The 20,382-nt window shown below is 61.9% G+C and carries 26 protein-coding genes; 1 reads left to right on the top strand and 25 read right to left on the bottom strand.

Going from position 1 to position 20,382, the window contains the following annotated elements; translation table 11 throughout:
- Positions 1 to 56: 56 nt before the first annotated feature.
- From rplO to LPN03_RS02725, 21 genes are all read right to left on the bottom strand, one after another.
- Entirely contained in the window at positions 57 to 527 is a 471-nt protein-coding gene (rplO, locus tag LPN03_RS02825; RefSeq protein WP_262453052.1) for a 50S ribosomal protein L15, read from the bottom strand.
- Position 528: 1 nt separating this feature from the next.
- Positions 529 to 741 (bottom strand): 50S ribosomal protein L30, encoded by a 213-nt coding sequence (gene rpmD, locus LPN03_RS02820; protein ID WP_165183252.1) that lies wholly within the window; start codon positions 739 to 741, stop codon positions 529 to 531.
- Positions 741 to 1,421 (bottom strand): 30S ribosomal protein S5, encoded by a 681-nt coding sequence (gene rpsE, locus LPN03_RS02815; RefSeq protein ID WP_262453050.1) that lies wholly within the window; start codon positions 1,419 to 1,421, stop codon positions 741 to 743. Before rpsE ends, rpmD begins: the two co-directional genes overlap by 1 nt.
- A 26-nt stretch (positions 1,422 to 1,447) precedes the next feature.
- The gene (gene rplR / locus LPN03_RS02810; protein WP_165183254.1) at positions 1,448 to 1,819 is read right to left on the bottom strand and encodes a 50S ribosomal protein L18; all 372 of its coding nucleotides are present in this window, start codon (positions 1,817 to 1,819) and stop codon (positions 1,448 to 1,450) included.
- A gap of 2 nt (positions 1,820 to 1,821) precedes the next feature.
- On the bottom strand, positions 1,822 to 2,358 hold the full coding sequence (gene rplF / locus LPN03_RS02805) for a 50S ribosomal protein L6 (RefSeq protein WP_165183255.1): 537 nt from the start codon (positions 2,356 to 2,358) through the stop codon (positions 1,822 to 1,824).
- 20 nt (positions 2,359 to 2,378) lie between these two features.
- Positions 2,379 to 2,777, bottom strand: coding sequence for a 30S ribosomal protein S8 (rpsH, locus tag LPN03_RS02800; RefSeq protein ID WP_165183256.1), 399 nt, complete (start codon positions 2,775 to 2,777; stop codon positions 2,379 to 2,381).
- Positions 2,778 to 2,880: 103 nt separating this feature from the next.
- Positions 2,881 to 3,465 (bottom strand): 50S ribosomal protein L5, encoded by a 585-nt coding sequence (gene rplE, locus LPN03_RS02795; RefSeq protein ID WP_165183257.1) that lies wholly within the window; start codon positions 3,463 to 3,465, stop codon positions 2,881 to 2,883.
- Positions 3,462 to 3,824: a 50S ribosomal protein L24 gene (gene rplX, locus LPN03_RS02790; protein ID WP_165183258.1), complete on the bottom strand. Its 363-nt coding sequence runs from the start codon at positions 3,822 to 3,824 to the stop codon at positions 3,462 to 3,464. Before rplX ends, rplE begins: the two co-directional genes overlap by 4 nt.
- Before the next feature lie 3 nt (positions 3,825 to 3,827).
- Positions 3,828 to 4,196, bottom strand: a complete 369-nt coding sequence (gene rplN / locus LPN03_RS02785; RefSeq protein ID WP_054013196.1) for a 50S ribosomal protein L14 — start codon at positions 4,194 to 4,196, stop codon at positions 3,828 to 3,830.
- A gap of 512 nt (positions 4,197 to 4,708) precedes the next feature.
- Positions 4,709 to 5,005 carry a 30S ribosomal protein S17 gene (gene rpsQ, locus LPN03_RS02780; protein ID WP_370875213.1) on the bottom strand — a complete coding sequence of 99 codons (297 nt, stop codon included), beginning with the start codon at positions 5,003 to 5,005 and terminating at the stop codon, positions 4,709 to 4,711.
- Positions 5,002 to 5,325, bottom strand: coding sequence for a 50S ribosomal protein L29 (gene rpmC / locus LPN03_RS02775; RefSeq protein WP_165183259.1), 324 nt, complete (start codon positions 5,323 to 5,325; stop codon positions 5,002 to 5,004). The genes rpsQ and rpmC overlap by 4 nt, the downstream gene beginning before the upstream one ends.
- Before the next feature lie 2 nt (positions 5,326 to 5,327).
- On the bottom strand, positions 5,328 to 5,744 hold the full coding sequence (gene rplP, locus LPN03_RS02770; protein ID WP_165183260.1) for a 50S ribosomal protein L16: 417 nt from the start codon (positions 5,742 to 5,744) through the stop codon (positions 5,328 to 5,330).
- Positions 5,745 to 6,584, bottom strand: coding sequence for a 30S ribosomal protein S3 (gene rpsC, locus LPN03_RS02765; RefSeq protein ID WP_165183261.1), 840 nt, complete (start codon positions 6,582 to 6,584; stop codon positions 5,745 to 5,747).
- Positions 6,585 to 6,950, bottom strand: coding sequence for a 50S ribosomal protein L22 (gene rplV / locus LPN03_RS02760; protein ID WP_044576432.1), 366 nt, complete (start codon positions 6,948 to 6,950; stop codon positions 6,585 to 6,587).
- A 39-nt stretch (positions 6,951 to 6,989) separates the two neighbouring features.
- Complete coding sequence (gene rpsS, locus LPN03_RS02755; protein ID WP_003803803.1) at positions 6,990 to 7,271, bottom strand: 30S ribosomal protein S19; 282 nt, start codon at positions 7,269 to 7,271, stop codon at positions 6,990 to 6,992.
- 12 nt (positions 7,272 to 7,283) lie between these two features.
- The gene (gene rplB / locus LPN03_RS02750; RefSeq protein WP_165183262.1) at positions 7,284 to 8,123 is read right to left on the bottom strand and encodes a 50S ribosomal protein L2; all 840 of its coding nucleotides are present in this window, start codon (positions 8,121 to 8,123) and stop codon (positions 7,284 to 7,286) included.
- Between the two features lie 30 nt (positions 8,124 to 8,153).
- A complete protein-coding gene (rplW, locus tag LPN03_RS02745; RefSeq protein ID WP_038464693.1) occupies positions 8,154 to 8,459 on the bottom strand; it encodes a 50S ribosomal protein L23 in 306 nt (101 codons plus the stop codon).
- Complete coding sequence (gene rplD, locus LPN03_RS02740; RefSeq protein WP_262453046.1) at positions 8,456 to 9,286, bottom strand: 50S ribosomal protein L4; 831 nt, start codon at positions 9,284 to 9,286, stop codon at positions 8,456 to 8,458. The genes rplW and rplD overlap by 4 nt, the downstream gene beginning before the upstream one ends.
- A 4-nt stretch (positions 9,287 to 9,290) precedes the next feature.
- Positions 9,291 to 9,941: a 50S ribosomal protein L3 gene (gene rplC, locus LPN03_RS02735; RefSeq protein WP_165183264.1), complete on the bottom strand. Its 651-nt coding sequence runs from the start codon at positions 9,939 to 9,941 to the stop codon at positions 9,291 to 9,293.
- Between the two features lie 17 nt (positions 9,942 to 9,958).
- The gene (rpsJ, locus tag LPN03_RS02730) at positions 9,959 to 10,267 is read right to left on the bottom strand and encodes a 30S ribosomal protein S10 (RefSeq protein WP_003803825.1); all 309 of its coding nucleotides are present in this window, start codon (positions 10,265 to 10,267) and stop codon (positions 9,959 to 9,961) included.
- A 435-nt stretch (positions 10,268 to 10,702) separates the two neighbouring features.
- On the bottom strand, positions 10,703 to 12,874 hold the full coding sequence (locus LPN03_RS02725; RefSeq protein WP_262453035.1) for a hypothetical protein: 2,172 nt from the start codon (positions 12,872 to 12,874) through the stop codon (positions 10,703 to 10,705).
- Here LPN03_RS02725 and LPN03_RS02720 point away from each other — a divergent pair.
- Complete coding sequence (locus tag LPN03_RS02720; protein WP_262453034.1) at positions 12,866 to 13,258, top strand: hypothetical protein; 393 nt, start codon at positions 12,866 to 12,868, stop codon at positions 13,256 to 13,258. The two genes, LPN03_RS02725 and LPN03_RS02720, sit on opposite strands and share 9 nt — an antisense overlap.
- On the opposite strand, the gene LPN03_RS02715 is transcribed toward LPN03_RS02720, so the two are convergent.
- From LPN03_RS02715 to fusA, 4 genes are all read right to left on the bottom strand, one after another.
- Complete coding sequence (locus LPN03_RS02715; protein WP_262453033.1) at positions 13,236 to 14,792, bottom strand: hypothetical protein; 1,557 nt, start codon at positions 14,790 to 14,792, stop codon at positions 13,236 to 13,238. The two genes, LPN03_RS02720 and LPN03_RS02715, sit on opposite strands and share 23 nt — an antisense overlap.
- Positions 14,793 to 14,956: 164 nt before the next feature.
- Complete coding sequence (gene ltrA, locus LPN03_RS02710; protein WP_262453032.1) at positions 14,957 to 16,312, bottom strand: group II intron reverse transcriptase/maturase; 1,356 nt, start codon at positions 16,310 to 16,312, stop codon at positions 14,957 to 14,959.
- Between the two features lie 582 nt (positions 16,313 to 16,894).
- Positions 16,895 to 18,085 carry an elongation factor Tu gene (gene tuf / locus LPN03_RS02705; protein ID WP_165182459.1) on the bottom strand — a complete coding sequence of 397 codons (1,191 nt, stop codon included), beginning with the start codon at positions 18,083 to 18,085 and terminating at the stop codon, positions 16,895 to 16,897.
- A 163-nt stretch (positions 18,086 to 18,248) separates the two neighbouring features.
- On the bottom strand, positions 18,249 to 20,363 hold the full coding sequence (fusA, locus tag LPN03_RS02700) for an elongation factor G (protein WP_165182460.1): 2,115 nt from the start codon (positions 20,361 to 20,363) through the stop codon (positions 18,249 to 18,251).
- Between the last annotated feature and the right edge of the window lie 19 nt (positions 20,364 to 20,382).

Raw genomic sequence — 20,382 nt, 5'->3', positions numbered from 1 at the left:
ACAAGTGCTCCGCCCACCAAGAGTCTAATCGCTAGATGTGCGCATCCACGAACTTATTAGAGTTCGGTGGTCGATCCGCCGGCAGCAGCAATCTTCTCTGCTGCGCTGGTGGAGAATGCGTGGGCGGTGACGTCAACCTTGACGGTGATGTCGCCGGTGCCCAGCACCTTCACGGGCTGGTTCTTGCGAACGGCGCCCTTCTCAACCAGGGTGTCGACCGTGACAACGCCGCCTTCGGGGAAGAGCTCGTTCAGCTTGTCCAGGTTGACAACCTGGAACTCGACGCGGAACGGGTTCTTGAAGCCGCGAAGCTTCGGGAGGCGCATGTGCAGCGGCAGCTGGCCGCCGGCAAAGCCGGCCTTGACCTGGTAGCGGGCCTTGGTGCCCTTGGTGCCGCGGCCAGCGGTCTTGCCCTTGGATCCTTCACCACGGCCAACACGGGTTTTGGCCGTCTTGGCACCCGGTGCCGGGCGAAGGTGGTGAACCTTCAGTGCGTTCTGCTTTTCAGCAGTATTCTTCTCAGCCACTTTACTTAGTCTCCTCAACCTTGATCAGGTGCGGAACCGTGTTGACCATGCCTGCAGTCACTGCGTCGGCAGAGCGCTCAACGGTGTGACCGATGCGCTTGAGACCCAGGGACCGAAGGGTGTCCTTCTGATTCTGCTTGGCGCCAACGACGCCCTTGATTTGGGTGATTTTCAGCTTCGCGTCGGAAGGCTGAATGTTCTTCGGTGTAGTCATTACAGACCTGCCTTTTGCATATTGCGCAACAGCACGGCCGGAGCAACCTCATCCAAGGGCAGTCCGCGGCGGGCCGCAACAGCCTTGGGGTCTTCCAGGCGCTTCAGTGCATCAACGGTTGCGTGAACAATGTTGATGGCGTTGGAAGAACCGAGTGACTTGGACAGCACATCGTGGATACCAACGCATTCCAGTACGGCGCGGACCGGGCCACCGGCGATAACACCGGTACCGGCAGCAGCCGGACGCAGCAGGACGACGCCGGCAGCGGCTTCACCCTGGACGCGGTGCGGAACGGTCTTGCCAATGAGGGGAACGCGGAAGAAGGACTTCTTCGCTTCCTCAACACCCTTGGCGATGGCCGCGGGCACTTCCTTGGCCTTGCCGTAGCCGACGCCAACCATGCCGTTGCCGTCGCCGACGATCACAAGGGCGGTGAAGCTGAAGCGACGGCCACCCTTGACCACCTTGGCGACGCGGTTGATGTTGACAACACGCTCGATGAACTGGTTCTTCTCGGCCTCGCGGCCACCGTCACGACCGCGGCCACGGCCGCCGTCACGACCGCCACGGCCGCCATCGCGACCCCCGCGTGCACCGTCTCGGCCACCACGGCCGGTGGTTGCTGCTGCGGCGTCAGCCGTCGCGGCGGAACCGTCAGCTGCAGTTGCTTCTGACACAGTGTTCTCCTTGTTAATGTTTTCGGTCACAGTGCCAGACCGCCTTCACGTGCGCCGTCGGCAATGGCTGCGACACGGCCGTGGTAGCGGTTGCCACCGCGGTCGAACACAACAGCGTCGATGCCGGCAGCCTTGGCGCGCTCGGCTACGAGCTCGCCGACGCGCTTTGCCTTGGCAGTCTTGTCGCCCTCGAAGGAGCGCAGGTCTGCTTCCAGGGTCGACGCCGACGCCAGGGTTACACCCTGGGTGTCGTCAATGACCTGCACGAATACGTGGCGGGCTGAGCGGTTGACCACCAGGCGCGGACGCACGGTGGTGCCGCTGACGCGCTTGCGAACGCGCAGGTGACGACGGCCGCGTGCTGCGGCCTTGGACTTTCCTCTTACGGACAGTGCCATGGTTACTTACCAGCCTTTCCGACCTTGCGGCGGATGATCTCGCCAGCGTAGCGAACGCCCTTGCCCTTGTACGGGTCGGGCTTGCGCAGCTTGCGGATGTTGGCAGCAACTTCGCCCACCTGCTGCTTGTCAATGCCTGACACGGAGAGCTTTGTGGGGCTCTCAACGGTCAGTGTGATGCCCTCGGGTGCCTCAACGGCAACCGGGTGGCTGAAGCCCAAGGCGAATTCCAGGTTGGCGCCCTTGGCGACGACGCGGTAACCGGTACCAACAATTTCCAGCTTCTTCTCGTAGCCCTTGGTGACACCGATGATCAGGTTGTCGATGAGGGTGCGGGTCAGGCCGTGGAGTGAACGCGAGGCGCGCTCATCGTTGGGGCGGGTAACCGTGATGGTGTTCTCTTCGAGAGCGACCAGGATGGGGCTGGGCACAGTGTGCTCAAGCGATCCCTTCGGGCCCTTGACGGAGACCAGGTTGTCTTCAACCTTGACCTCGACGCCGGCAGGCACGGAGATGGGGAGACGTCCAATACGTGACATTATTCTTTCCCTTCTCTCTACTACCAGACGTAGGCGAGGACTTCCCCACCCACGCCCTTCTTGGCAGCCTGACGGTCGGTCAAAAGACCGGAGGACGTCGACAGGATGGCGACACCCAAACCACCCAACACGTTGGGGAGGTTCGTGGACTTTGCGTAAACGCGCAGCCCGGGCTTGGAGATGCGGCGCAGGCCGGCGATTGAACGCTCGCGGCTGGGGCCGTACTTCAAGTCGATGGTCAACTTCTTGCCAACCTCGGCGTCTTCAACCTTCCAGCCAGCGATGTAACCCTGGGCCTTGAGGATGTCGGCGATGTGGCCTTTAAGCTTGCTAAACGGCATGGTCACGGAATCGTGGTGTGCCGAGTTTGCGTTGCGCAGACGCGTAAGCATGTCTGCGACAGGATCTGTCATTGTCATTTGGGCGCTTGCCCTTCCTCGTAACGGTTTCCTTCACGTGGGCGGAACTTGTCGAAATCAGGCTTCGACAGGCTGAACCAACGGAACGGACCTTTTACGTAGATTATTTATCTTCGGATTTGAACGGGAAGCCAAGCGCCTTGAGCAGCGCGCGGCCTTCGTCATCGGTCTTGGCGGTGGTCACGACAGTGATGTCCATGCCGCGTACGCGGTCAATGGAATCCTGGTCGATCTCGTGGAACATAACCTGCTCGGTCAAGCCGAAGGTGTAGTTGCCATTGCCGTCAAACTGCTTGTCGCTCAGGCCGCGGAAGTCGCGGATGCGGGGCAGTGCCAGCGTGACCAGGCGGTCCAGGAATTCCCACATGCGGTCACCGCGAATGGTTGCGTGGCAACCAATCGGCATGCCTTCGCGCAGCTTAAACTGTGCGATGGACTTGCGGGCCTTGGAAACCTGGGGCTTCTGGCCGGTGATGGCGGTGAGGTCGCGGACGGCGCCGTCAATGATCTTGGAGTCCTTGGCGGCATCTCCAACACCCATGTTGACAACGACCTTGACCAGGCGCGGAACCTGGTTGACGTTCGCGTACTTGAATTCCTCAACCAGCGCCGCCTTGATTTCCGCTGCGTAGCGGGTCTTCAGGCGGGGCGTGATCTTGGGCGTGTTCTCTGCAACTGCGGCGCTCATGCCAGATCCTTCCCCGAGGCCTTGGCAACGCGGATGCGTACTTGACGCTCGCGGCCATCGCGCTCAACGGTCTCGATGCGGTAGCCAACGCGGGTCGGCTTCTTGGTGGACGGGTCCACCACGGCAACGTTTGAGATGTGAATGGGTGCCTCAACGATTTCGATGCCACCGGTGTTGGTGCCACGTTCCGTCTGGCCGGCCTTGGTGTGCTTGGTGACGCGGTTAATGCCTTCAACCAACACGCGGTTGGTCTCGGGGAAAACCTTCAGGACCTTGCCCTGCTTGCCACGGTCGCCGCCACGTTCGGGCTTGCCGCCTGTGATGACCTGAACCAGGTCACCCTTCTTGATTTTTGCCATCAGTTACAGCACCTCCGGAGCCAACGAGATGATCTTCATGAACTTCTTGTCACGAAGTTCACGGCCAACCGGGCCGAAGATACGGGTTCCACGGGGGTCCCCGTCGTTCTTGAGAAGCACTGCTGCATTCTCGTCGAACTTGATGTAGGAACCATCCGCACGGCGGCGTTCCTTCTTGGTACGAACGATGACAGCCTTGACGACGTCACCCTTCTTTACGTTTCCGCCGGGAATTGCGTCCTTGACGGTAGCGACAATTGTGTCGCCAATGCCTGCGTAGCGGCGCCCAGACCCACCGAGAACGCGGATGGTCAAGATTTCCTTGGCCCCCGTGTTGTCGGCGACCTTAAGCCGCGACTCCTGCTGAATCACTAGTGTCTCCTGTTCGTCGCGCCGGTTCTTGGCCACAATCCAGCTGTGGACAAGCCTTGCGGAACGTATTGATCGGGATGTCTCTCGACGTGCCTGGATTTTGCCAGCACACGCCTAAATGCCTCATGCCAACTGCACTTTCCGCACCGGTTGATGGACTGATCCATGATTCGAACGGCAGTTTGTAGTGGCACGAGCATTTACGAGGTAATTGCGCACCCACTGCCACTGCCGAAAACGGCGGCACAGAAAAGGCGCAGCAATAGACAATCCTAGCACGACGGCGATACCACACCTTGCGCTTGCCGCCCACCCCGGCCCAACGGGCACTTAACGGGGGTGCTGCAGCGGCACATCCACGTTAAGTGCCCGCTCGGCCAGGTGCTGCGGGATCGGCCGCTGGGGCCGGCTCCACGGCCGGCCGCCGTCGGGCATTAACGCAGCGTGGGCCCGCCACCGCGAACGGTGACGGGCCCAACACAGGGGTAATCAATCAGCACGAAGCTGAAGGTTTACTTGGCCTTCTCGAGGATCTCGACCAGGCGCCACCGCTTGGTAGCCGAGAGCGGCCGGGTTTCGCTGATGAGGACCAGGTCGCCGATGCCGGCGCTGTTCTCCTCATCGTGGGCCTTCACCTTGGAGGTGCGGCGCAGAACCTTGCCATAGAGTGCGTGCTTCACGCGGTCCTCGACCTCGACGACGATGGTCTTTTCCATCTTGTCGGAGACGACGTAGCCGCGCAGTTTCTTGCGCTCGTTGCGGACAGGCGCCGTGACGCCTTCTTCAATGTTGTTCACAGAATCGCTCACTTGGCGTCCTCCTCAGATTTTTCAGCCTTCTTGGAGGCCTTTTTGGCTTCCTTGTCAGCCTTCTTAGAGGCCTTCTCCACCGGTGCGGCAGCGGCGACGTCCGGGCGAATGCCCAGCTCGCGTTCGCGCAGCACTGTGTAGATGCGGGCGATGTCGCGCTTTACAACGCGCAAGCGACCGTGGCTTTCCAGCTGACCGGTGGCGGACTGGAAACGCAGGTTGAACAGTTCCTCCTTGGCCTTCCGGAGTTCTTCAACAAGACGCTCGTTGTCGAACCCGTCAAGCTGTGCAGGGGCAAGTTCCTTGGAACCAACTGACATCTCTACTCACCACCTTCGCGACGCACGATGCGTGCTTTCAACGGCAGCTTGTGGATTGCCAGGCGCAGTGCCTCGCGAGCTACCTCTTCTGATACACCGGAGAGTTCGAAGAGAACACGGCCGGGCTTGACATTCGCAATCCACCACTCGGGGGAACCCTTACCGGAACCCATGCGGGTTTCAGCAGGCTTCTTCGTCAGCGGGCGGTCGGGGTAGATGTTGATCCACACCTTTCCACCGCGCTTGATGTGGCGGGTCATGGCGATACGAGCGGACTCGATCTGGCGGTTGGTGACGTAGGCGGGCGTCAGGGCCTGAATGCCCCACTCACCAAACGTGACCGTGGTTCCGCCAGTAGCCTGCCCGGAACGACCCGGGTGGTGCTGCTTGCGGAACTTTACTCGACGTGGGATAAGCATTTAAGCCTGCCCTCCTTCTACTGCCGGAGCCGAAGCTGCGGGAGCCTCCACCGGGGCAGCAGCCTCGGTGCGCTCGGGACGGTCGTTGCGACGACGGTCGCCACCGGCGCGGGGGCCGCGGGGACCGCGGTCATCGCCGTCACGACGCGGGCCACGGCCACGGGCGGGAGCTGCGGCTGCCTGGGCAGCCAGTTCCTTGCTCGTGACATCGCCCTTGTAGATCCAGACCTTGACACCGATGCGGCCGAACACGGTTTTGGCTTCAAAGAAGCCGTAGTCGATGTTGGCGCGCAGGGTGTGCAGGGGCACACGACCTTCGCGGTAGAACTCGGTGCGGGACATTTCAGCGCCGCCCAGTCGGCCGGCACAAGCGACACGGATGCCCTTGACGCTGCCGGTGCGCTGTGCGGACTGCATGGCCTTCTTCATGGCGCGGCGGAAAGCCACACGTGAAGTCAGCTGCTCGGCGATGCCCTGGGCAACAAGCTGAGCGTCTGCTTCCGGGTTCTTCACTTCCAGGATGTTCAGCTGAACCTGCTTGCCGGTGAGCTTTTCGAGCTCGCCGCGGATGCGGTCTGCTTCAGCTCCGCGGCGGCCGATGACGATGCCCGGACGTGCGGTGTGGATGTCCACACGTACACGGTCGCGGGTCCGCTCGATCTCAACCTTGGAAATGCCGGCCCGGTCCATGCCCGTGGACATGAGTGCGCGGATCTGGATGTCTTCCTTTACGAAGTCCTTATACCGCTGCCCGGGCTTGTTGCTGTCCGCGAACCAGTGTGAACGGTGGTCCGTGGTGATCCCGAGACGGAACCCGTGCGGGTTTACTTTCTGTCCCACTTAGCGAGCCTCCTCTTTCTCGGGGGTAGCGACAACCACGGTGACGTGGCTGGTGCGCTTCTTGATCTGGAAGGCGCGACCCTGTGCACGCGGTTGGAACCGCTTCATGGTCGGGCCCTCGTCAACGAAGATTTCGCTGATGTACAGATCGTTTTCGTTGAACGCGATGCTGTCGCGATCTGCCAGAACGCGGGCGTTAGCCACTGCGGACTGGACTACCTTGAATACCGGCTCTGAAGCTGCCTGGGGGGCAAACTTCAGAATCGCCAATGCCTCATTCGCCTGCTTGCCACGAATCAGGTTGACGACGCGCCGGGCCTTCATAGGCGTGACGCGCAGATGACGCGCACTTGCCTTGGCTTCCATTGCTATCCTTCTCTCGTCTTAGCCGTAAAAGCTAAGCGCCTAGCGGCGCTTGCCCTTGCGGTCGTCCTTGACATGGCCGCGGAATGTCCGCGTGGGGGCGAATTCGCCGAGCTTGTGCCCGACCATCGACTCGGTGACAAACACGGGGATGTGCTTGCGACCATCGTGCACGGCGATCGTGTGACCCAGCATGTCCGGGATGATCATCGAGCGGCGGGACCAGGTCTTAATGACGTTCTTGGTGCCCTTTTCGTTTTCCCTAGCTACCTTCACAAAGAGGTGCTGGTCTACGAAGGGACCCTTTTTCAGGCTACGTGGCATGTCTCCAGGCTCCTATCGCTTGTTCTTGCCAGTACGACGGCGACGAACAATCAGTTTGTCGCTCTCTTTGTTGGGACGGCGGGTACGGCCTTCCGGCTTACCGTTCGGGTTGACCGGGTGACGTCCACCGGAGGTCTTGCCCTCACCACCACCGTGCGGGTGGTCGACAGGGTTCATCACGACACCACGCACGGTCGGGCGGACGCCCTTCCAGCGCATGCGCCCTGCCTTGCCCCAGTTGATGTTGGACTGCTCAGCGTTGCCCACTTCACCGATGGTGGCGCGGCAGCGCGCATCAACGTTGCGGATTTCACCGGAGGGCAGACGCAGCTGGGCGAACTTGCCTTCCTTGGCGACGAGTTGAACAGACGCACCTGCTGAACGGGCCATCTTGGCACCGCCGCCGGGACGCAGCTCCACAGCGTGGATAACAGTACCCACGGGGATGTTGCGCAACGGCAGGTTGTTGCCAGGCTTGATGTCAGCTGCGGGGCCGGCTTCGACGAAGTCGCCCTGCTTGAGCTTGTTCGGGGCGATGATGTAACGCTTGGTGCCATCAACGTAGTGCAGGAGGGCAATGCGTGCGGTGCGGTTGGGATCGTATTCGATCTCAGCAACGCGTGCGTTGACGCCGTCCTTGTCGTGGCGACGGAAGTCAATCAGGCGGTACTGGCGCTTGTGGCCACCACCCTTGTGACGAGTCGTGATACGACCGGTGTTATTGCGGCCACCCTTTTTGGGCAGGGGACGGACCAGAGACTTCTCCGGCGTCGACCGCGTGATTTCAGTGAAGTCGGCAACGCTCGAGCCGCGACGGCCCGGGGTTGTCGGCTTGTATTTACGGATTCCCATAGTTTATTTCCTCGTTAAAGTGGTCTCCGCTTAGGAAAGCGGACCGCCGAAGATGTCGATTGTGCCTTCGCGAAGGGAAACAATTGCGCGCTTGGTGTTCTTGCGCTGTCCCCATCCGAACTTGGTGCGCTTGCGCTTGCCGGCACGGTTGATGGTGTTGATCGAGTCGACCTTGACGGAGAAGATTTTCTCCACGGCCAGCTTGATCTCGGTCTTGTTCGAGCGGGGGTCGACCAGGAAGGTGTACTTGCCTTCGTCGATCAAGCCGTAGCTCTTTTCCGAGACGACGGGTGCAAGCACTACGTCGCGCGGATCCTTGATGGTGACGGCGCTCACTTGGCGTCCTCCTCAATTGTCTGGGCCGACTCGCCACCGGCGGGAACAAAGCCTGCGGCCTTGGCTTCCTCAACCGTTGCGAACCAAACCTCGGCCACCGTGGCGTCGTACCAGCGTGAACCAGGCACGTGGTACTTCATCGAGTCCTTGTTGCCCTTGATGGTGCCCTCGGCAGCATCGGCAGCGTCCACGGAATCTTCAACCAACAGCATGCTGGAGGCAAAAGCCTCGGCAGCGGCGCGGCCGGAAACGAAGACATCGTAGGCAGCCTGCGTGAACACAATGTCATCGGAAACAAGCACGTCATAGGTGTTGAGCTGGTCAACGTAGAGGACGTGGATGTTGGTGATGTTGCGAACGCTCAGTGCGGCAACGTCGTTGGCGCGCTCAATGACAACCAGCAGGTTCTTGCGGTCGGACACGCCGGCCAGAACTGCCTTGGCAGCCTTCGTGGACGGCGTGGTGCCAGCAACGAGTTCAGCAACAACGTGGATGCGGCCGTTGCGCGCCCGGTCGGAGAGGGCGCCGCGCAGGGCTGCAGCCTTCATCTTCTTGGGTGTGCGCTGGCTGTAGTCACGAGGGGTCGGGCCGTGGACAACGCCACCGCCGGTCATGTGCGGGGCGCGGATGGAACCCTGGCGGGCGCGGCCGGTGCCCTTCTGGGCAAACGGCTTGCGGCCGGCACCGGAAACTTCGGCGCGGGTCTTGGTCTTGTGCGTACCCTGGCGTGCAGCAGCGAGCTGGGCAACGACGACCTGGTGCAGCAACGGCACGTTGGTCTGTACGTCAAAGATCTCTGCGGGCAGGTCAACTTTTACAGTAGCCATTTACTTATGCTCCCTTCACGGCGGTGCGTACCAGGACGACCGAGCCGCGGGCACCGGGGACGGCACCCTTGATCAGCAGCAGCGACTTCTCGGCGTTGACGCCGTGAACCGTCAGGTTCATGGTCGTTACGCGCTCGGCACCCATGCGGCCTGCCATGCGCATGCCCTTGAAGACGCGGCCTGGGGTGGAGGCGCCACCGATGGAACCGGGCTTGCGGTGGTTCTTGTGTGCACCGTGCGAGGCCGGGGCGCCCTTGAAGCCGTGACGCTTCATGACACCGGCGAAGCCCTTGCCCTTGGAAGTGCCGACGACGTCGACCTTCTGGCCGGCTTCGAAGATCTCAACGGAGAGTTCCTGGCCGAGGGTGTAGCTGTCAGCGTCTGCGGTGCGCAGTTCCACCACGTGGCGGCGAGGCGTGACGCCTGCCTTTTCAAAGTGGCCGGCCAGCGGCTTGGTCACCTTGCGCGGGTCGATCTGGCCGTAGCCGATCTGAACTGCGGTGTAGCCATCAACTTCTGCGTTGCGCAGCTGGGTGATGACATTGGAGTCGGCCTGGACGACGGTTACGGGAACAAGCTTGTTGTTCTCGTCCCAGACCTGGGTCATGCCGAGCTTCGTGCCCAGGATGCCCTTAGTGTTTCGGGTCGCGGTCATAGTTTCTCAGCACCTCCCTACAGTTTGATTTCGATGTTCACGTCAGCCGGCAGGTCGAGACGCATAAGCGAATCCACCGCCTTGGGCGTGGGGTCGATGATGTCGATCAGACGCTTGTGCGTGCGCATTTCAAAGTGCTCGCGGCTGTCCTTGTACTTGTGAGGGGAACGAATTACACAGTAAACGTTCTTCTCGGTGGGCAGCGGCACCGGGCCGACTACCGTTGCGCCTGCGCGCGTGACCGTCTCAACGATCTTCCGAGCCGAAACATCAATGACCTCGTGGTCATATGACTTCAGCCGGATGCGGATTTTTTGTCCCGCCATGGCGTCGTGACTCTCTTTCCTGTAACGAAGCAACCTGTAGTAGCGATGCTGTTGACGTAAACACTGTTTACTTTTCCTGTTCAAAGCGGCATCTCTCGTGCCGCGCTTCCAACGAACTGAATCCGGACAGTTCCGGGTTCCTCAATCCGCCGAAGCTCCGACCCCCGCGGTCGGGCGTGTCGCGGACAAGCCACGCACGTACCCGCAAAACTTGCGAGGGTGGGTTATGTTTGGTCCTCAGCTTGGACCCTGCATCGAGCATTATCTCGACCGGGACGCGAAAAGGCACTTGAACAACTCAATAAGTATGCCGGAATATGCCCACAATTGCCAACCGGGGAGTCGGGGTCGGCCCCGGCCGACGCGTCCGGATCCTGCAGCCGGCGGCGCTGCGCGGCCGCAGCGGGCGCCCGCCGGCTGTTGCTGTGGGGAATGTCACGGCAGTTCCTGTGCCTGTCGGGGCTGGGCTGCACCTTCCGACGGCTTCTTCCGGTTCAGCCGCCACACTGCAAGGGCTATGAGTCCCAGGGCCAAAAGGGCCAGTAATACGTAGGTGTACCCCCGGAGGTACCACAGGACTGTTGTTGCCACCCCGATGGCACCCCAGACCGTGAAGATGCGCTCCCCCAGCGCCAGGCCGCCCACCAGCAGTGCCACGAACAGCAGTAGCGACAGCAGTTGTTGCAGGGTGTTACCGCTGAAGACTGTCAGGAGCCCGGCCAGGCTGGCAAAGGACGCCGAGGCAATCAGCAGATAGCGTCCATGCTCCACGCGTTTCCCCGCAAAGCGAAGCACCGCGAGGGCACCCAGGGCGAGTGCCACCCACTCCACAAACCAGAACAGTCCCAGGTCGACATGCACCGAGCTTGCCCTGAACCAGGCCAGCGCGGACGCCAGCACGGCTGCGTCAACAACGTGGGGCCGCCAGCGGGGAGGCGACTCGACGCAGGCCAACGCTGCGACGCCGGTGAAGGCGGCGGCGCCAACCAGTACGACATCCGAATCGACCATGGACTCGAGCGAGAACAGCACACCCCCACCAAGCGCCACGCCAACAATGCTCCAAAGTTGTTTGGGCGACGCCGGCACCAGGTCCCACAACACCAGGCGGACCAGGTAGAGGGCCCCCACGACCAGCACAAACCCGGCCAGGGCGGAAAGCCCTGCCCGTCCTGTCAGGTCAAAGACCTGGGCCTGGACCAGCACCCCTGCCCAAAGGACCGCAAGAGCACCCGGAAGAGCCATCCACGGCAGTCGCTCCAGCTGGGCACCGGATATAAGTGCCAGACCTGCCACCAGCCAGACGATGGCAAAGATCCCCACCCCTGCGCCACTGTCCACTGCGCCTGCCGTCAGGAGGAAGGCTGCCACGGCGGCCGCCCAGTACCAGCGGAATTCCGCTTTCCGCGGGGTGTGGACGCACCGCCAAGCGACGGCAGCTGCGCTCAGCCCCGTCAGCATCAGGGCAGTGGCACCCGGCCAAAGCACCGGAGCAACGGTGGCGGAGGCGCCCACGACGGCGGCGATGGCCAGGTAGGATGCACCGCGGGCGCGGAACACCTGCCGGGCCACGACGGACGTTCCCGCCAGCAGTCCCAGTTCCAGGACCACCACCCAACGGTGTCCGGCGGGGGCGCCCAGTCCCCCGGCCTCCAGGAGGTATGTCAGGGGCAAGGCCGCCTGTGCAGCCAGCAGCAGCCACACGCTGGAGCGCAGAATGTGCGGTTCTCCCCCGGCAGCGAAGGTGCTGCGCATCGCCACCCACTGCGCAATCCACTGCAGCAGCAGGATGGCCGCCATGGCCAGGCTCAGCACGGCGGGACTCTTGGTGAATTCAGTGACGAGCACACCGGCCAGGATGGTGGCGGCAATTCTGGCCAGCAGGAAATGTGCTCCGCGCAGGGTGGCCTGGACCGCCCGGGCTGCGCAGCTTGCGGCAGCCACCACAATCAGGGCCAGGGCGGCTTCGAGCGTGCGCCTGTCCCCCACGTGGAACAGTGCGACAAGGGACATGGCGCCCGACGAAGCCCACGCCACAGCCAGTGCGCCGTCGGGCCGCACGGCCACGACGTGCCCCAGCACAGCCACAGCGGCCACCACCAGTGCAACGGCCGTGATCTCCGGCCATGAACCGTCCTGGCCATCCATCGCCCCCAGCCCGGCTGCCAGCACTGTCAGGCACAGCGTGGCCAGCATGTCCACGGACAGTCCCCGGGGGCCGTATCCGTGCCAGTGGGCCCAAGCCAGAATAAGAAGTTGCGGCACCAGTGCCACGAGGACGACCTGCCCGATCGTTACCGGACCGCCCCCGAACGCCGGCCCGGACACGTGTGCTGCCCATGTCCGGTACAAGGCTGCGGCAGCCATCAAGGAGGCCGCCCGGGCACCCCACCAATAGATCCACCGGTGCATGCGGTCCTGACGCAATCGAAGGCGCAGGCCCATGGCCGCCAGGAAAAGCACCAAAAGGCCCCAGCCGGCAGCAGCGCCAGGGGCCCCGAAAACAGACTCTGCGCTGAGGGCCCCAACCAACAGGACGCTGGGAGCGACCAGTTCCGCGGCAACATAGGGCCCCATGCGCGGCAGCATGGCAAATGAATGGAGCATGCCGCTGCGGTCAGGGCCGCCGCGGCCAGGGCAAAGGCAGGATCCACGGCAGAATCCGTGGGGTGGCCTCCACCGAATTCCTGGATCATGTGGAGGTTGGCGAGGGCCAGGGCCATCGCCAGGCCCACGGCAGCCCAGGCGCGGCCCGACCAGTCGGTCACCGGGTTGGGGACGCCGATCCGCCCCATCAAGGTGTCCACCAATAGCTGGCCGGCGGAAATGACGGCCGTCACGGCAAGAATTGCGGCCAGTTTCACCGGTTGCGCCGGAATCCAGGCGGCCAGGGCTGAAGCTGCCAGCGCTGTGGCGGCAAACCTTGCCGCTGCCGCCATGAACCGGCGCAGCAGGGGTGTGCTGCTGGTTAGCAGCCGAAACACCAGGTAGGCCAGGACCACGGCCAGCACCACCGTCCAGGCTTCGGCGCTGAGGAAGGAGGCCGCCACGATGGCCGCACCCACAGCCGGGAGCGGCAGCCACTCCCCTTTCGGCAGGAACGCCGGAACGACTGCCATTCCGGTGGCCAGCCCCACGACGATGGGAACGGCGGGGCTCCATGCCCATCCCCCGAACCGTCAGCACCGGGAACCAGTCCATATGACCATGGCACTGCTGCCACGGCCACCGCGGAAACGGCAATGAAGACGTCCCTGTCCACCCACAGCGGACTGCGCAGCCAGCTGCCCATCGCGGTGCGGGTGAAAGCCAGCGCCACTGCCTGGACGGACAGCACCACCGTCATGGAGCCGGCTGACCAAGCCATGGATTCGCCCACCATCCAGCCCGCGAAGGGCGCCGCCAATGCGAGCGAAAGTTGCAGGCCGAGGAAATTCCACCGACGGGGCCCTGGAACATCCAGCCATGCCATCACCGCGTAGAAGATCACACCGGATGCAAGCACCATGGCATGGTCGGCTGCGTTGAGCTGCAGCGCGAACAATAGCGAAGCAACGAGCCCAACTGGGGCAAACCAGGGTCCCAGCTCCGCCAACGGCCGGGCGAACAGGCTGGGCCGTCCGTCCGGGCGGACCTCGCGCCGGTGAAGAAGGTGTCCGGCCAGCAACAGTACGGCGGAAAAGATGACCAGGGCCGTGAAATACCAGGCCAGCGCAGCTCCCAGAACCGCCACGGACGACCAGGCGGTGGACAGCAGGAAGGCCATCGAGAGGTACACAACCAGGCGGCTCGAAAGCCTGACGGCAGCCACAACGTAGGCAATGGTGCCGATCAGCGACGTTGCCAGCCAGACGGCGGGTGCATCCGGGAAGCCAAGGCTGAAGGTGGCGAGCCCGGCGAACGGCACAATCGCCAGTCCGGTTCCGGCAAATGCCAGGGCCGCGGGCCTCAGCCGGTCAACGGCACCATGGAGCAGCAGCCCGGCCCCATACAGCAGGCCGGTGACAAGCCAGACGCCGATGAGGCGCACAGGCACCGGCGCTGCGCTGGCCACGAACAGGGCGGAGGCGGCAACCAGCAGCATGCTCGCAATGTAAAGGGTGATGTTGATGTTCTGGGCTTCGCGCCGCGCCTTCCTCCGGGCAAGCTCCGCAGGATCCAGCGGCTGAGGGGGCGCCGGCGGGGCACTCAGGGTGGCGCCGGGACCCGCGGCTGGCGCCCGCTGAACAACCGCGGGCCCAAAGTGGGCGAATGGAGCCGCCGGCACAGCCGGCCCGCCGAGCCACTGCGAAGGGCCGGGGTGCTGCACAGGAGATGAAACGGGTTCTGCCGGCACAGCTGCAGGCGGCGATGCGGAAGCGCCCACGGCTCCCGAATTCCCCGCCGCCGCGCCTGCAGCACCCCCTGCCACGGCGTCGTGCCAGCCGGCAAGGTGTCCGTCGCGAAACCCCTGCTGGTAGGCACCATCAAGCTGCTGAGCCCAGGGCACTGCGGGAGGAAACGGCGGAGGCTGGGAGTTTCCCATCTTCATCCTTAGCTGGCGGGCGAACTGGCGGCGAATTCCAGCCTAGGCCAAGTTGAGACGACAGGGGATAGTAAATCCATCAATTGTGGATAACGTTCCAGCTGCCACCCGTGGGGGACAGCGAAGACAATCGAGTAGGAGGGGCGGGTTTCCCGCCCCTCCTCTCACACCACCGTACGTGCGGGCCTCGCATACGGCGGTTCGCTAGGTCGTTGAAAACGATCCCATGCATCGCGAAAGAGAATGAGGCCAACATCCACCCAGTATTGGTTGGGCAGCGCCCGTGCCAGCACTGGGGACGCAGCTATACGCCAGTAGGCCCTGCTGCTCATGCCCCATTGGTAAGCCAGATCCGGCCGTACCCCGAGGCGTTGCATCTGTGCGATACGGGTACGTATCCGTTTCCATTGCTTCCACAGGATTTGGCGCATCCGGCGCCTGAACCACTGATCAAGGTCGGAGAACTTTCCCGGTGTCTGTGACAGCCGGAAGTAGCCCATCCACCCCCGAACGTAGCGGTTCAATTGCTCGATGCGGTATTCCATGGAGACACTCCACTTCCGCGAGGTCAGCGCCTTGATCCGCGCCTTCATGCGTTTGAACGCCTTCGCAGCGATCCGGATCTTGACCCCGGCCTTGGTGGAGTAGAACCCGAAACCCAGCAACGTTGCAACACTTGCCGGATTGATCACGGATTTCTCCCGGTTCACCCTCAATTTCAGGTCTGATTCAAGGACTTTCGTCGCCTGTACCAGCACCCGTTGCGCGGCCCTTTTCGACTTCACAAAGATTCTGATGTCATCGGCGTACCTAGCGAAACGGTGCCCACGATCCCAGAACACCTGGTCAAAGTCATCCAGCATGATGTTCGAAAGCAACGGAGACAGGGGCGACCCCTGAGGGGTGCCCTCCGTTGTTTCCCTCCGCACACCGTCGGCCATGATCCCCGCTTCAAGATAGCGACGAACCAATTTCAGGACCCGCTTGTCTTTCACTTTCCGTGCAACCCTGGCCATGAGCACGTCATGGTTCACCCGGTCAAAGAACGCATCTAGGTCAACCTCAACAACCCACCGATACCCCTGTCCGATCACCGTTTGGGCGACCTTCACGGCATCATGGGCGCTCCTGCCCGGCCGGAACCCATACGAGACCGGCACGAACCCCGGATCAAAGACCGGGGACAGGACTTGCGCGATTGCCTGCTGAATCAACCGATCCAGCACGGACGGCACCCCCAGCATCCGCTCCCCGCCGTCAGGCTTTGGAATCATCACCTGACGCCCCGGCAACGGAGCATAAGTACCCGCATCCAACGCTTCCCGGACCTGCACCCAATGTTCCAGGCACCAGGCACGGAGTTCATCCGTACCCAACCCGTCAACACCGGCAGCACCACGATTACGCTCAACACGTTTCAACGCGACCATCAGGTTCTGCCGGGAGAAAACCTTCTCCCAAAGATCCTGCTGGTCCCTGACGTCATCCCCGATACCCGCCGGAATCTCACTACTACGCACAGACAGGGGCCCTCCCGGATTCACCGGTACCTCCAACAAACCATCTGCTCCACTCCTCATGGATTTACTGCGATGACAATGAGTCACGAGAAATACCGCTTCAAACCATCAATTCCCAACGTTCAGCCCTTCCCCACCACCCAGCAGATCCCGGTGGGTACTATGGCCTCGGCTGACTTCTGCCCCATCAGTGACGACCCTTAGAGCCGCACCGCTCCACCCCAAGTTGCAGGATGGCGCACTAGGACAGACCTCCCCAGATAAGAACATTTACTTTCCCCCTGCCGCCGCCGCATTTACACACTGGCCGTTTCGGTGGAACGGGCTTCACCGTCTTCGGCCGACTTACCCCAACCAGCATGCCTTCTATGCGGTTCGTGTCCCTCGGTGCAGGGCTTTGCCTCCGGCTTCCTCCCCACCCCACCTCACGGTGACGCAGTTGCCATCAGCTAGAAGTTAAACCACCTTCTCCTCCAGAGGACTTTCACCTCCAAGCAAATGCCCATGCTGGGCGTACCGAAAAAAGGAAGGCCCCCGGCCGAAGCCGGGGACCTTCCCTTGGTTGATCCCAGTAGTCAGATGCTACTTGATGATCTTGGTAACGCGACCTGAACCAACGGTGCGGCCACCTTCGCGGATGGCGAAGCCGAGGCCTTCTTCCATGGCGATGGGCTGGATCAGCTCAACGGTCATTTCGGTGTTGTCGCCAGGCATGACCATTTCCGTGCCCTCAGGCAGGGTGATAACGCCGGTAACATCCGTGGTGCGGAAGTAGAACTGCGGGCGGTAGTTGGAGTAGAACGGGTTGTGACGCCCACCCTCATCCTTGGCCAGGATGTAGACGTTGCCTTCGAAGTTCGTGTGCGGGGTGATGGAACCCGGCTTCACGATGACCTGGCCGCGCTCTACGTCTTCGCGCTTGATGCCGCGGAGCAGCAAGCCACAGTTCTCGCCGGCCCAAGCCTCGTCGAGCTGCTTGTGGAACATTTCGATACCGGTAACCGTGGTCTTCTGGACCGGACGGATGCCGACGATCTCAATTTCGGAGTTGATCTTGAGGGTTCCACGCTCGGCGCGGCCCGTAACAACGGTGCCACGGCCGGTGATCGTGAAGACATCTTCAACGGGCATCAGGAACGGCTTGTCCTTGTCGCGGATCGGGTCCGGAACGTGGTTGTCCACTGCGTCCATCAGGTCCTCAACGGACTTGACCCACTTGGGGTCGCCTTCGAGTGCCTTCAGCCCGGAGACGCGGACAACCGGAGCCTCGTCGCCGTCGAAGCCCTGTGAGGAGAGGAGCTCGCGAACTTCCATTTCGACCAGGTCGAGGAGTTCTTCGTCGTCAACCATGTCGGACTTGTTGAGTGCAACCAGGAGGTAGGGAACGCCAACCTGGCGAGCAAGCAGAACGTGCTCGCGGGTCTGGGCCATGGGGCCGTCAGTCGCAGCAACCACCAGGATTGCGCCGTCCATCTGCGCAGCACCGGTGATCATGTTCTTGATGTAGTCAGCGTGTCCGGGGGCGTCTACGTGTGCGTAGTGGCGCTTCTCGGTCTGGTACTCAACGTGAGAGATGTTGATCGTGATGCCGCGCTGCTTCTCCTCGGGGGCCGAGTCGATGGAGCTGAAATCACGCTGCTCGTTGAGTGTGGGGTACTTGTCGTACAGTACCTTGGAAATGGCAGCCGTCAACGTGGTCTTACCATGGTCAACGTGACCGATGGTGCCGATGTTAACGTGCGGCTTAGTCCGCTCGAACTTTGCCTTCGCCACGGGTTCCTCCTAGAACGTTTTCAGTTGACATACTCTCAGCGGCGCTTTTCGCCGCCGAAATCGAAAGTAAGTCTACTGGGGGCTTTTGATATTTAAGAAATTACTGCCTGCGCGGGGTCCGTCTCAGCATAAAGTGCCGAACGGACCCCGTGCAAAAGTGCGGTTATTCGCCGCGGGCCTTCTGGATGATCTCGTCGGCTACAGCCTTCGGGACCTCAGAGTAGCTGTCGAACTTCATCGAGTACACGGCACGACCCTGGGTCTTGGACCGCAGGTCACCGATGTAACCGAACATGCCGGACAAGGGAACAAGGGCCTTGATGACCTTGACACCGCTTGCGTCCTCCATGGACTGCATCTGGCCGCGACGGGAGTTGATGTCACCGATAACTTCACCCATGTATTCCTCAGGGGTGCGGACTTCAACTTCCATCAACGGTTCGAGCAGAACCGGGTTGGCCAGGCGGGCGGCTTCCTTGAACGCCATGCGACCGGCGATCTTGAAGGCCATTTCCGAAGAGTCAACATCGTGGGACGCGCCGTCAAGCAGCGTGGCCTTGATGCCAACCATCGGGTAGCCGGCCAGCACGCCGTCAGGCAGTGCGGACTGGACGCCCTGGTCAACGCTGGGGATGTATTCACGGGGAACACGGCCACCGGTGACCTTGTTGACAAACTCGTACATTGCGCCTTCGGCAGTATCCAGGGGCTCAATGGCGATCTGGATCTTGGCGAACTGACCTGAACCACCGGTCTGCTTCTTGTGCGTGTAGTCATGCTTGGCAACGGCACGCTTGATGGTTTCGCGGTACGCGACCTGCGGCTTGCCAACGTTGGCTTCAACATTGAATTCGCGACGCATGCGGTCCACCAGAATATCCAGGTGGAGCTCACCCATGCCGCCAATTTCGGTCTGGCCGGTGTCCTCGTTGAGGTTGACGGTGAACGTCGGGTCCTCAGCGGAGAGCTTCTGGATGGCCGTGGACAGCTTCTCCTGGTCACCCTTGGTCTTCGGCTCGATGGCGACGAAGATCACGGGCTCGGGGAAGGTCATCGACTCGAGCACGATCGGGTTCGCCGGATCGCACAGGGTGTCACCGGTGGTGGTGTCCTTGAGGCCGATCACCGCGTAGATGTGACCTGCGTGGATCTCGTCAACCGGCATTTCCTTGTTGGCGTGCATCTGGAAGAGCTTGCCGATGCGCTCCTTCTTCTGCTTCGTGGAGTTCAGCAGCTGCGTACCGGAGGTTACCCGACCGGAGTACACGCGGATGAAGTTCAACTGGCCGAAGAACGGGTGCGTTGCGATCTTGAAGGCAAGAGCCGAGAACGGCTCCGTCTCGTTCGGTTCGCGCTTGATCTCGATGGACTCGTCGCGGGGGTCGTGACCGACCATGGCGCCAACGTCCAAGGGGTTCGGCAGGTAGTCGATGACAGCATCGAGCATCGGCTGAACACCGCGGTTCTTGAATGCAGAACCACAGAACACCGGGTAGATCTCGGAGTTGACGGTCAGGTGGCGGATGCCGGCCTTCAGTTCCTCAATGGAAGGCTCGATGCCCTCGAGGTACTTTTCCATCAGTTCTTCGGAGGACTCGGCTGCAGCCTCAACGAGGGCAGCGCGGTACTCTTCAGCCTTCTCCTGCAGATCCGCGGGGATCTCCTGGACTTCGTAGGCGGCACCCATGGTGACGTCGCCCTTGGAGTCGCCGGCCCAGACGAATGCCTTCATCGTCAGCAGGTCGACAACGCCAATGAACTCGCTCTCGACACCGATCGGCAGCTGCATGACCAAGGGCTTGGCACCCAAGCGGTTGATGATGGTGTCAACGGTGAAGTAGAAGTCGGCACCGAGCTTGTCCATCTTGTTGACGAAGCAGATGCGCGGAACGTTGTACTTGTCGGCCTGGCGCCAAACAGTCTCGGACTGCGGCTCCACGCCTTCCTTGCCGTCAAAGACAGCAACGGCGCCGTCGAGAACACGCAGGGAGCGCTCAACTTCCACCGTGAAGTCAACGTGGCCAGGGGTGTCAATGATGTTGATCTGGTTCTTGTTCCAGAAGCAGGTCACGGCGGCAGACGTGATGGTGATGCCGCGTTCCTTTTCCTGTTCCATCCAGTCGGTCGTCGAAGCACCGTCGTGGGTTTCGCCGATCTTGTGGTTCACACCCGTGTAAAACAGGATGCGCTCGGTCGTCGTCGTCTTGCCGGCATCAATGTGGGCCATGATGCCGATGTTGCGGACCTTGTTAAGGTCGGTAAGCACGTCCTGTGCCACGTTCTCTCCCTTTTCTAGA

The organism is Arthrobacter sp. A2-55, assembly GCF_025548615.1.
In the GTDB taxonomy this organism is placed as follows: domain Bacteria; phylum Actinomycetota; class Actinomycetes; order Actinomycetales; family Micrococcaceae; genus Specibacter; species Specibacter silviterrae.
The sequence above is the reverse complement of the archived record's forward strand: the minus strand, read 5'-3'. Positions and strand labels throughout refer to the sequence as shown.